10 protein-coding genes are annotated in these 10,981 nt (G+C 72.1%); 8 read left to right on the forward strand and 2 right to left on the reverse strand.

Annotated features, from left to right (window positions below; all coding sequences use genetic code 11):
- Positions 1-645 precede the first annotated feature (645 nt).
- The 3 genes from ABD323_RS36155 to ABD323_RS36165 all read left to right on the forward strand — a co-directional run bounded on the left by ABD323_RS36155 (position 646) and on the right by ABD323_RS36165 (position 4,611).
- The gene (locus ABD323_RS36155; RefSeq protein ID WP_344446331.1) at positions 646-2,724 is read left to right on the forward strand and encodes a S53 family peptidase; all 2,079 of its coding nucleotides are present in this window, start codon (positions 646-648) and stop codon (positions 2,722-2,724) included.
- Between the two features lie 179 nt (positions 2,725-2,903).
- The gene (locus ABD323_RS36160) at positions 2,904-3,665 is read left to right on the forward strand and encodes an SDR family NAD(P)-dependent oxidoreductase (RefSeq protein WP_344446332.1); all 762 of its coding nucleotides are present in this window, start codon (positions 2,904-2,906) and stop codon (positions 3,663-3,665) included.
- Between the two features lie 277 nt (positions 3,666-3,942).
- On the forward strand, positions 3,943-4,611 hold the full coding sequence (locus ABD323_RS36165) for a 2-oxo-4-hydroxy-4-carboxy-5-ureidoimidazoline decarboxylase (protein ID WP_425556282.1): 669 nt from the start codon (positions 3,943-3,945) through the stop codon (positions 4,609-4,611).
- A 67-nt stretch (positions 4,612-4,678) separates the two neighbouring features.
- On the opposite strand, the gene ABD323_RS36170 is transcribed toward ABD323_RS36165, so the two are convergent.
- Entirely contained in the window at positions 4,679-5,485 is an 807-nt protein-coding gene (locus tag ABD323_RS36170; RefSeq protein ID WP_344446333.1) for a hypothetical protein, read from the reverse strand.
- A 240-nt stretch (positions 5,486-5,725) separates the two neighbouring features.
- Here ABD323_RS36170 and sdhC point away from each other — a divergent pair, with 240 nt between their 5' ends.
- Genes sdhC through ABD323_RS36190 form a run of 4 tightly spaced genes read left to right on the forward strand, consistent with a single transcriptional unit; the run spans position 5,726 to position 9,168 of the window.
- Positions 5,726-6,106, forward strand: a complete 381-nt coding sequence (sdhC, locus tag ABD323_RS36175) for a succinate dehydrogenase, cytochrome b556 subunit (protein WP_344446334.1) — start codon at positions 5,726-5,728, stop codon at positions 6,104-6,106.
- A 6-nt stretch (positions 6,107-6,112) separates the two neighbouring features.
- Positions 6,113-6,604: a succinate dehydrogenase, hydrophobic membrane anchor protein gene (gene sdhD / locus ABD323_RS36180; protein WP_344446335.1), complete on the forward strand. Its 492-nt coding sequence runs from the start codon at positions 6,113-6,115 to the stop codon at positions 6,602-6,604.
- Positions 6,605-6,649: 45 nt separating this feature from the next.
- Positions 6,650-8,392 (forward strand): succinate dehydrogenase flavoprotein subunit, encoded by a 1,743-nt coding sequence (gene sdhA, locus ABD323_RS36185; RefSeq protein WP_344446336.1) that lies wholly within the window; start codon positions 6,650-6,652, stop codon positions 8,390-8,392.
- A complete protein-coding gene (locus ABD323_RS36190) occupies positions 8,392-9,168 on the forward strand; it encodes a succinate dehydrogenase iron-sulfur subunit (protein WP_425556284.1) in 777 nt (258 codons plus the stop codon). Before sdhA ends, ABD323_RS36190 begins: the two co-directional genes overlap by 1 nt.
- Before the next feature lie 89 nt (positions 9,169-9,257).
- Here ABD323_RS36190 and ABD323_RS36195 read toward each other — a convergent pair whose 3' ends face one another.
- The gene (locus ABD323_RS36195) at positions 9,258-9,524 is read right to left on the reverse strand and encodes an SCO4848 family membrane protein (RefSeq protein WP_344446337.1); all 267 of its coding nucleotides are present in this window, start codon (positions 9,522-9,524) and stop codon (positions 9,258-9,260) included.
- 139 nt (positions 9,525-9,663) lie between these two features.
- On the opposite strand from ABD323_RS36195, the gene ABD323_RS36200 reads away from it, so the two are divergent.
- Positions 9,664-10,981: D-alanyl-D-alanine carboxypeptidase family protein (locus ABD323_RS36200; protein ID WP_425556285.1), on the forward strand; the 1,318-nt coding region annotated here is incomplete at its 3' end.

Raw genomic sequence — 10,981 nt, forward strand, 5'->3', positions numbered from 1 at the left:
GGCCGCGGTCCCGGCTTCGGCGCCGGACGGCGCTCGGCCACCGGACGCGGCGCCGCACCCGAGGGCGGGGCCGCCGCTCCCGGGTACGCCGTCTGCGCGGTGGCCTGCGGGGCGGTTGCCTGCTGCGGTGCCTGCTGGGCGGTCTGAGGACGGTTCACCCCAACAAGAGTATGGGGGCGGCTGGAGTTTGGCCTGACTTCGGCCGAATCAGCACCCGGATTGGCGCATACGCGGCGCGAGGGTGGGTATGACATCTCGTTTCGCCCGCCTTCCCGTCACCGCCGCCCCTGGGCGATGAACCTGTGCAACGACTGCGGGCCCCAGGAGTCACGTCCCGTCACACCGCAGGTCACCCCGCGTACAGGCGCCGCCGTACCGCCGGGTGGCCGTCGCGTTTCAAGATCCGGACGGTCAGGTCATGCACTGGTAAAAAAATCAGACGAAGTCTTGAGCTTCGACCGTCCGAGCGAATAGACAACGAGCGCACAGTCAAACCTCGCACCGCTCGACCCTCCCTCAGGACCAGGGGTCAGTGGGGCGATCCGCCATGCCCGCATCCGGCCCCGCCCACAAGGTGGCGGCTGAGATGCAGTCACCATCCCTGCACCGCAGTGATGTGGCCCGTCCAGAGAGTGGGGAACCCACGTGCCAGCAGCTAAGCGCAGCCGGCTCTCCCGGATAGCGGTCGCGGCTCCTGCCGCCGCCCTCGTCCTGGGAACGCTCGCGATCGCCAACCCGGCCTTCGCCGCAGACACCTCCGCCGCGCCGAGTGCCGCCAAGGAGCTCCCGGGGACCCACCCCGCCTGGGCCACGCCCCAGGCCGACGCCGGCGCCGTGCCGAACGGGACCCCCGGCACCGCGCGCGTCTACCTCGCCGGCCAGGACCCGGCCGGCCTCGCCGCCTACGCCAAGGCCGTCTCCTCGCAGGACTCGCCGCTCTTCGGCCAGTTCCTGTCGACCGCGGACGCCAAGGCCAAGTTCGGCGCCACCGACGCCCAGGTCAAGGCCGTCACCGACTGGGTGACCGGAGCCGGCCTCAAGGTCGAGTCGGTCACCACCCACTACGTCCAGGTCTCCGGCGACACCGCCGCGCTGGCCAAGGCGTTCGGCACCCAGTTCCGCAACTACCGTACGGCCGACGGGACCCACAAGGCCCCCGCCGCCGACGCCGTGGTGCCGGCCGGTGTCGCGAACGCCGTGCTCGCGGTCCAGGGCCTGGCCGACCAGGTCAACAAGGCCTCCTCGCAGGCCGTCTCCGCCGCCTCCGCCGAGGCCGCGCCGGCCACCGCCGCGCAGAAGGCCGCCCGCGCCGCCGCGCCGGACGTCGCCGCTCCGGTGGACACCAAGGCCCCCGCCGCGCTGCCGACCGTGCCGACCTGTTCCGAGGACGGCTACGACTCGCTGATCGCCAAGGGCGCGCCGGCCGGTTACGAGAAGAACGAGCCCTTCGCCCCCTGCTCGTACACCACCGCGCAGCTGCGCAAGGCGTACGGCGTGACCGCCTCCGGCTACAGCGGCAAGGGCGCCACCGTCGCCATCGTCGACGCCTACGGCCTGGGCACCATGGAGGCCGACGCCAACCACTTCTCCACCGCGCACGGCGACAAGCCGTTCGCGCCGGGGCAGTACAAGGAGGTCGTCACTCCGGCGAACTTCGTCCACCAGGCCGAGTGCGGCGACTGGTCGGGCGAGGAGGCGCTGGACGTCGAGATGGTCCACGGCCTCGCGCAGGACGCGAACGTCGTCTACGTGGGTGCCAACTCCTGCTACGACGCCGACCTCTCCGACGCGCTGGCGAACATCGTCGACCACCACCTGGCCGACGTCGTCTCCAACTCGTGGGGCGAGATCACCCACGGCAAGAGCGGTGACCTGGACCCGGCCGTCATGGCGGCCGACGACCAGCTCTTCGAGCTCGGCGCCACCGAGGGCATCGGCTTCACCGTCTCCGCGGGTGACTGCGGCGACAACTCCCCGGCCGCCGCGGCGACCGGTGTGAACTGCCAGGCCGACACCAACCAGGCCCAGACGCAGTGGCCGTCCGCCTCCCCGTGGGTCACCGCCGTCGGCGGCACCGCGCTGGAGCTGATGGACAAGAAGGGCACCTACGCCGACGAGGTCAGCATGGGTGACCAGCGCTCGGTGCTCTCGGCCGACCAGAAGTCCTGGTCCCCGATGCCCGGCTTCTTCTACTTCGGCAGTGGCGGTGGCGTCTCCAAGGACGTCGCCCAGCCGTGGTACCAGGCGGACGTCGTGCCGGACTCCATCTCGCACACCGCGGCGGACGGCACCAAGTCGGCCACCCCGCTGCGCGCCACCCCGGACATCGCGATGAGCGGTGACCTGGTGGCCGCCACCCTGGTCGGCTACACCCCGGCCGGCGGCGCCTACAGCGAGGGCGGCTACGGCGGCACCTCGGTCTCCTCCCCGGAGGTCGCCGGCATGCTGGCCAACGCCATCCAGGCCCGTGGCCACGCGATCGGCTTCGCCAACCCGGCGCTCTACAAGCGCGCGAACAACGACAGCATCTTCAACGACGTCGACGACGCGCCGAACCACGGCAAGCTCGGCAACGTCGTCGACCTGGGTGTCGTCAACGGCGCGCTGAAGGTCCGCCTGTACAAGATCGGTGCCGACTACGGCCTGAAGGCGACCGAGGGCTACGACACCGTGACCGGCCTCGGCAGCCCGAACAAGGGCTTCCTGAAGTCGTTCGCCAAGTAACCCCCGGGGCGGCGCCCCACGCAGTACCCCACGCCTGACCGAGCGGGGCCCGGAGTCGCACAGACTCCGGGCCCCGTCCGTCGTGGGGGCCGGCCACCGGCCCGCCACGCCCGCCGCACCACCGGCTGCGATGATGGTGCCCAGGCACGCACGACGGACGCAGACGGAGGACGAGGAACATGGGGACCGGTCAGCAGAAGGTCGCGGTGGTCACCGGCGCGAGCAGCGGGATCGGCGCGGCGACCGCGCGGCGGCTGGCCACCGAGGGCTTCTCGGTGATCGTGACCGCCCGTCGCACCGAGCGGATCGAGGAGCTCGCCAAGGAGATCGAGAGCCAGGGCGGCAGCGCCAGCGCGGTCACCCTGGACGTCACCGACCGGGCCGCGGTGGACGCCTTCGCGGCCGGCCTGGAGCGGCTCGACCTGCTGGTGAACAACGCCGGCGGCGCCTTCGGGGCCGAGTCGGTGGAGCAGGGCGACCCGGCCGACTGGCTGGCCATGTACCAGGTCAACGTGCTGGGCGTGCTGCACATGACCCAGGCGCTGCTGCCGGCCCTGCGGGAGAGCGGCGACGGCACCGTGCTGATCCTCTCCTCGACCGCCGCGCTGGCCGCCTACGAGGGCGGCGGCGGCTACGTGGCCGCCAAGCACGCCGCGCACACCATCGCCGCCACGCTGCGCCTGGAGCTGGTGGGCGAGCCGATCCGGGTCATCGAGATCGCGCCGGGCATGGTCAAGTCGGAGGGCTTCGCGGTCACCCGCTTCCGCGGCGACGAGGCCCGGGCCGCGGCCGTGTACCAGGGCGTCTCGCACCCGCTCACCTCGCAGGACATCGCCGACACGGTCGCCTGGGCGGTCACCCGGCCCTCGCACGTCAACATCGACCTGCTGGTGGTACGGCCGCGCGCGCAGGCCTCCAACTACAAGGTGCACCGGGACTAGCGGGTCCCGCACCCGGCCCCCGTCCGGCCCACGCCGGACCCCAGGCGGCCCCCGGGTCGGTGCTCCGGTCACCCGGAGCACCGACCCGTTGGTGTTGCGGGTCACAACTTGATAGCTCGTCAGGGTGAATTCCGCGAGCACTCTCCCCAACTGATGAGCGCTCAACTACCGTGGAGCCGCAGCCCGGGAGGATCGCGGCACCGCGTGGGCGGGCTCGTCCGCGCCGCTGCGTGATCCATGCTGGATACGCTCGACCCCTCTGACCTCCCCTGACGCGGTGCGACGTACGCTCTCCCCGCTGTCCGCCGCCTCCGCTTCCGTCCGCCTCGAGGAGGACCCGCTGGCCAGCGACGTCCCGGCCGACAGTTCGACCGACCGAGCACCCGACACCGTCTTCGACCGAGCTCCCGACGAACCGCCGCCCGTCCCCGCGCCGCGCACGGACCCCCCGGTCCTGCCCGCGGTCGGACTGCACCGCTTCAACGAGGCCGACCCCGGCGCCGCCGAGGAGGCCCTGCTCGCCTGCTGCGGCAGCCACCGCTGGGCCCTGCGGCTGACCGCGCACCGCCCCTACCCCGACCTGGAGTCCCTGCTCGCCGCGGCCAGCGAGGCCTCCTACGACCTGCGGCCCAGCGACCTCGCCGAGGCCCTGGCCGACGAGAGCTGGATGCCGCAGCCGCTGCTGGGCATGCGCGCACCGGGCAGCCAGGCCGCCCACACCGCGCTGCGCGCCGCGCACGCCGCCTACGAGTCCCGGTTCGGCCACGTCTTCGTGGTCTGCCTGGACGGCGTGGACCCGGAGGAGATGCTCGACACCGTGCTCAGCTCGATCCGCACCCGGCTCGCCAACGAGCCGGACGAGGAACGGCTGATCGCCGCCGAGGAGTTGCGCCGGATCGCCCTCAACCGGCTGGAGCACCTGGTGGCCAGCAGCACCTCGCGCTAGGGCTTGCCCGACGAGCCCTGGGGAGCGCCGGGCCCGGCCGGTCGGTGGACGCCCCGGCCGGTTCGGCTCAGCCCTGCGCGGCCCGCAGCTTGCGGGTCTGCGCCCGCACCACCACCGGGTCGGGCACGGCGGCCGGCTCCTTCGCCGTGCCCACGGTGGAGAAGACCGCCAGCACCGTGCCGACCCGGACCACCACGGCCCGCTGGGTGAGCGCGGGCCCGCCGCCCTCGCCCGTCGCCGGTCCACTCGTAAGGGTGAAGGCGGTCACCGCGTCGGCCCCCTCGGGGGTGGGGGCGTCGGCCCGCTCCAGCTGGTGCCCGGTCCGCGCCCCGCGGGCCGTGGGGGTCACCGCCTTCGGGTCGGCGGGTGCGGAGGTGAAGGCGGTGTACCGCGCGAGCGCCTGGTCCAGCGTCGTCTGCAGCACCGCCGGCCGGCCGGCCGGGTAGCCGAGCAACGCGGTGTAGAGGGGCACCGCGCCGGCACCCGCCCCCGCCGACGAGGGGGCCGCCACCCTCAGCACGCTCAGGTCGGCCTCGGCCTGCGGGGCCGCGCCCGGGTCGGCCGGGCCCACCGCGTCGAGCACCGGCTGGCAGGCCGGCACGTCCGCGACCTGCCGCTGCGCGGCGCCGGACGAACCCGACGGCGCCGGCTGCCCGGGGCCCAGCAGGCTGACGGTGTATCCGGCCCCGAGGTCGGACCCGGTCACCGCGGCCCCCCGCAGCTCGGCCGCCGACAGCGCCCGGGGCGCGACCGCGGCCGTCACCCGGTCACCCGCCGGGGCCGGCCCGACCGTGGCGCAGCCGGCCGCCGGGACCAGCGCGGCCAGCACCAGGGCCGTCAGCGGAGGGGGGAGAACGGGGCGGCGGCGCGGCATGGGGTCCTCAAGACGGTCGACGGCGGGAGGTTCGTCACCGTACAGCAGCCCTGGTATCACCCAGGGTCACCAAAAAGGGTGCTGTTACGCCGCCCGTGCCTGATTGATCACACTCAAACCCCCCGGAGGCGGTTACCGACGCGGCGTCGATAGGATGACCGCGGCCGGAGGACCGTACCCGGCCGGGCTGACCGACACCGACGCCGGCCGAGCCCTTCATCCGCTTCCGGAGGGTTTCCCGTGCCGGCTGGAACGCTGTACCGCGGCCGCGAAGGCATGTGGTCCTGGGTGGCTCATCGAGTCACTGGCGTCCTCATTTTCTTCTTCCTTCTCGTCCACGTCCTCGACACCGCGCTGGTGCGGGTCTCGCCACAGGCGTACGACTCCGTCATCCAGACGTACAAGACCCCCGTCGTGAACCTGATGGAGTACGGCCTCACCGCCGCCATCCTGTTCCACGCCCTGAACGGCCTGCGGGTCATCGCGGTGGACTTCTGGTCGAAGGGCCCGAAGTACCAGAAGCAGATGCTCTGGAGTGTCGTGGGTCTGTGGGTCGTCCTGATGGCGGCCTCCTTCTACCACATCCTTCAGCACACGCTGCTGACCTGGTTCGGGAAGTGATCCGGCATGTCGACTGACACCACTGGCATCGAGCTGGTCGCCTCCTCGCAGGCGCACACCGGCAAGGGCCTGGGCACCGGCAACCCGGCTGACGAGTTCGTCATCCAGCCGCCGCGCGCCCGCACCCGGACCACCCCGCGCCGCACCCGCACCAACTTCGAGATGCTCGCCTGGCTCTTCATGCGCCTGTCGGGCGTGGTGCTGGTCGTGCTGATCCTCGGTCACCTGCTGATCATGCTGGTCCTGGACGGCGGCGTCTCGAAGATCAACTTCGCCTTCGTCGCCGGCCGCTGGGCCTCCCCGTTCTGGCAGGGCTGGGACCTGCTGATGCTCTGGCTCGCCATGCTGCACGGCGCCAACGGCATGCGGACGGTCATCAACGACTACGCCGAGAAGGATTCGACCCGGCTCTGGCTGAAGACCCTGATGGGCGCCGCCACGGTGTTCACCGTGCTGCTCGGCACCCTGGTGATCTTCACCTTCGACCCGAACATCTAATCGGCCATCGGCAGCGTCCAGAGCCCAGAGGCGAGTTAAATCCCCATGCAGATTCACCAGTACGACACCGTCATCGTCGGCGCCGGTGGCGCCGGCATGCGCGCGGCCATCGAGTCGACCCAGCACAGCCGCACCGCGGTGCTGACCAAGCTCTACCCCACCCGGTCCCACACCGGCGCGGCCCAGGGCGGCATGTGCGCCGCCCTGGCCAACGTCGAGGAGGACAACTGGGAGTGGCACACCTTCGACACGGTCAAGGGTGGTGACTACCTGGTCGACCAGGACGCCGCCGAGATCATGTGCAAGGAGGCCATCGACGCGGTCCTGGACCTCGAGAAGATGGGCCTGCCCTTCTCCCGCACCGAGGCCGGCCGGATCGACCAGCGCCGCTTCGGCGGACACACCCGCAACCACGGCGAGGCGGCCGTGCGCCGCTCCTGCTACGCGGCCGACCGCACCGGTCACATGATCCTGCAGACGCTGTTCCAGAACTGCATCAAGCACGGTGTCGAGTTCTTCAACGAGTTCTACGTCCTCGACCTGCTCATCAACGAGGGCAAGACCTCCGGCGTCGTGGCCTACGAGCTGGCGACCGGCGAGATCCACGTCTTCCAGGCCAAGGCCGTGGTCTTCGCCTCCGGCGGCACCGGCAAGTTCTTCAAGGTGACCTCCAACGCCCACACCCTCACCGGTGACGGCCAGGCGCTGGTCTACCGCCGCGGCCTGCCGCTGGAGGACATGGAGTTCTTCCAGTTCCACCCCACGGGCATCTGGCGGATGGGCATCCTGCTCACCGAGGGCGCCCGCGGCGAGGGCGGCATCCTGCGCAACAAGGACGGCGAGCGCTTCATGGAGCGCTACGCCCCGGTCATGAAGGACCTCGCGTCCCGTGACGTCTGCTCGCGCGCGATCTACACCGAGATCCGCGAGGGTCGCGGCTGCGGTCCCGAGGGCGACCACGTCTACCTGGACCTGACGCACCTTCCGCCGGAGCAGCTGGACGCCAAGCTCCCGGACATCACCGAGTTCGCGCGCACCTACCTCGGCATCGAGCCCTACACGGACCCGATCCCGATCCAGCCCACCGCGCACTACGCGATGGGCGGCATCCCGACCAACGTCGAGGGTGAGGTGCTGCGCAACAACACCGACGTGGTGCCGGGCCTGTACGCGGCCGGCGAGGTCGCCTGCGTCTCGGTGCACGGCGCCAACCGCCTGGGCACCAACTCGCTGCTGGACATCAACGTGTTCGGCAAGCGCGCGGGCCTGGCCGCGGCCGCCTACTCCTCGACGGTGGACTTCACCCCGCTGCCCCAGAACCCGGCGGAGAAGGTGCAGGCGCTGGTCGACGGCCTGCGCGAGTCCACCGGCACCGAGTCCGTGGCGCAGATCCGCAAGGAGCTGCAGGAGACCATGGACGTCAACGCCATGGTCTACCGCACCGGCGCCACCCTGAAGCAGGCCAGCGAGGACATCGCGGCGCTGCGCGAGCGCTACAAGCACGTGGCGATCCAGGACAAGGGCTTCCGCTACAACACCGACCTGCTGGAGGCCGTGGAGCTGGGCAACCTGCTCGACCTGGCCGAGGTGCTGGTCGTCTCGGCGCTGGCCCGCGAGGAGTCGCGCGGCGGCCACTTCCGCGAGGACTTCCCGACCCGTGACGACGTGAAGTTCATGCAGCACACCATGGCGTACCAGGAGGTCGCCGCCGACGGCAGCACCTCGATCCGCCTTGACTACAAGCCGGTCGTCACGACCCGCTACCAGCCGATGGAGCGTAAGTACTGATGAGCGCCCCCACGATCGACGCACCGCACTCGGCGGCGCTGGACGCGGCCGAGGCCGGCGGCGTGCAGATGATCACCTTCACCCTGCGGATCCGCCGGTTCAACCCGGAGGAGCACCCGGAGCCGGTGTGGGTGGACTACCAGCTCACGATGGACCCCAAGGAGCGCGTCCTGGACGCCCTCAACAAGGTCAAGTGGGAGCAGGACGGCACCCTCACCTACCGCCGCTCCTGCGCGCACGGCATCTGCGGCTCGGACGCCATGCGGATCAACGGCCGCAACCGGCTCGCCTGCAAGACGCTCCTCAAGGACGTCAACCCGGAGCAGCCGATCACGGTCGAGGCCATCAAGGGCCTCGCGGTCCTCAAGGACCTCGTGGTCGACATGGACCCGTTCTTCCAGGCGTACAAGGACGTCATGCCGTTCCTCATCACCAAGGGGAACGAGCCGACCCGCGAGCGCCTGCAGTCCGCCGAGGACCGCGAGCGCTTCGACGACACCACCAAGTGCATCCTGTGCGCGGCGTGCACGTCGTCCTGCCCGGTCTTCTGGAACGACGGCCAGTACTTCGGTCCGGCCGCCATCGTCGGCGCGCACCGCTTCATCTTCGACTCGCGTGACGAGGGTGGCGAGCAGCGCCTGGAGATCCTGAACGACCGTGAGGGCGTGTGGCGCTGCCGCACCACCTTCAACTGCTCCGAGGCCTGCCCGCGTGGCATCGAGGTCACCAAGGCGATCCAGGAAGTCAAGCGCGCCCTGGTGACGCGCCGCTTCTGACCGTCGAGCACGGCAACGCCGCAGGCCCCGTCCGAACCGGACGGGGCCTGCGGCGTTCTCGCGGGTTCGCGGCGTGCGCGCGGCGCGGGTCAGGCCGTCGGCTCGGCCGCCCGGGCGGCGCGCTCGCCGCGCAGGCCGCGCACGCCGACCAGGCCCACCAGCACCCCCAGCACGAACGAGGTGACGGCCAGGGTCAGGTGGATCCAGAAGAACGCGGTGGGGTGCGCGTGGTCGCCACCGGTGAAGGCCTGGTGGGCGGAGTCCTGCCAGAGGTTCTTCACGAAGGTGACCCAGATGATCATCGACCAGGCGCCGAAGGCGGTCAGGAACCAGGAGACGCGGCGGCTGAGCTTCATGGGTGGTCCTTAGCGGAAAGCGGATGAGCTGCCCTCCCAGTATGGGCGGCGGGCCGACCGGCCCAACGGGCGGTCCCCGTTCGGGGGAGCTGGGCAACGGGCCGGGGCCCCGGCCCGTTGTGCTGGGTACGGTCACCAGGTGCTTTCGAATGATCACCTGACGTGTCGTACTGGTCGTTGGGCGGCCGCGCTGGCCGCCGCCCTCGTGCTGGCCGCTCCGTGCGCGGGCGCCCTGGCGCGCGGCGGGCCCCGGGCCGAGCCGCCCCCGGTGCCGCCGTCGGTGGTCGGCGGCGAGCGGCTGGGCCGCCCGGGCGTCCAGGCGTCCCCGGCCGCCGGGTCGCCCAGGCTGCCCGACGGGCTGACCGGGATGTCCTGGCTGGTGGCCGACGCCCAGTCGGGCGACGTGCTCGCCTCGTACAACCCGCACCTGCGGCTGCCGCCGGCCAGCACCCTGAAGATGCTCTTCGCGGACACCGTGCTGCCCAAGCTCGACCGCTCCGTCGTGCACCGGGTGTCCGCGGAGGACCTGGCGGGCCTGGGCGCGGGCAGCAGCCTGGTGGGGATCAAGGAGGACCTGGACTACCGGGTCGAGGACCTGTGGCGCGGGGTGTTCCTCAGCTCCGGCAACGACGCGGTGCACGTGCTGGCCCACATGAACGGCGGGGTCGACCAGACGGTCCGCCAGATGCAGGAGGAGGCCGCCGTCCTGGGCGCCGGCGACACCCACGTGGTCTCGCCCGACGGCTACGACGAGGACGGCCAGCTGACCTCGGCGTACGACCTGGCGCTCTTCGCCCGCGAGGGGCTGCGCAACGCCGACTTCCGCTCCTACTGCGCCACCCGGGACGCCCAGTTCCCGGGCGCGGTGGACAAGAACGGGCAGCGCGGCAGCTTCGGCATCCAGAACACCGACCGGCTGCTGGGCAAGTACCCCGGCCTGATCGGCGTGAAGAACGGCTACACCACCAACGCCGGCAGCACCTTCGTCGGGGCGGCCGAACGCGACGGCCGCACCCTGCTGGTGGCCGTGATGCACCCGGAGAGCTACATGAAGGTCTACGACGAGACGGCGGCGCTGCTGGACTGGGGCTTCGCCGCCGCCGGGAAGGTGACGCCGGTGGGCACCCTGGTGGCGCCCGGTCAGGCGAAGGCCCCGGCCGCCGCGAGCGGCTCCCCCGGCGCCGCCCGCTCCCCCGCGTCCGCGGCGCCCTCCGCACCGGCGGCGGCCACCGCCGCACCGACCGGCGCCCGCCCCGCGGCCTCGCCCCTCCCGGCCGGCGGCGCGGGGGTGGCCTCCATCGCGCGCAACGCCCCGCCGACCGCCCGCCCCGCGCAGCGCGAGGCCGCGGTGCTGGGTCCCGAGGGCTGGACGGTGCTCGCCACGGTGGCGCTCTGCGCGGCGGCGGCCGGCTGGCTGCTGGCCCGGCCCCGGGGCGGGGGGGGCCGCTCGCTCGCCC

Origin of the sequence: Kitasatospora nipponensis (assembly GCF_039528135.1) — a bacterium.
GTDB classification, from domain to species: Bacteria; Actinomycetota; Actinomycetes; order Streptomycetales; family Streptomycetaceae; genus Kitasatospora; species Kitasatospora nipponensis.

Bases quoted from the DNA above. Each gene is read 5' to 3' on its own strand.
- ABD323_RS36160 (WP_344446332.1), top strand. From the start codon at position 2,904: ATGGGGACCGGTCAGCAGAAGGTCGCGGTGGTCACCGGCGCGAGCAGC.
- ABD323_RS36190 (WP_425556284.1), top strand. From the start codon at position 8,392: ATGAGCGCCCCCACGATCGACGCACCGCACTCGGCGGCGCTGGACGCG.
- sdhA (WP_344446336.1), top strand. From the start codon at position 6,650: ATGCAGATTCACCAGTACGACACCGTCATCGTCGGCGCCGGTGGCGCC.
- ABD323_RS36195 (WP_344446337.1), bottom strand. From the start codon at position 9,524: ATGAAGCTCAGCCGCCGCGTCTCCTGGTTCCTGACCGCCTTCGGCGCC.
- sdhD (WP_344446335.1), top strand. From the start codon at position 6,113: ATGTCGACTGACACCACTGGCATCGAGCTGGTCGCCTCCTCGCAGGCG.
- ABD323_RS36170 (WP_344446333.1), bottom strand. From the start codon at position 5,485: ATGCCGCGCCGCCGCCCCGTTCTCCCCCCTCCGCTGACGGCCCTGGTG.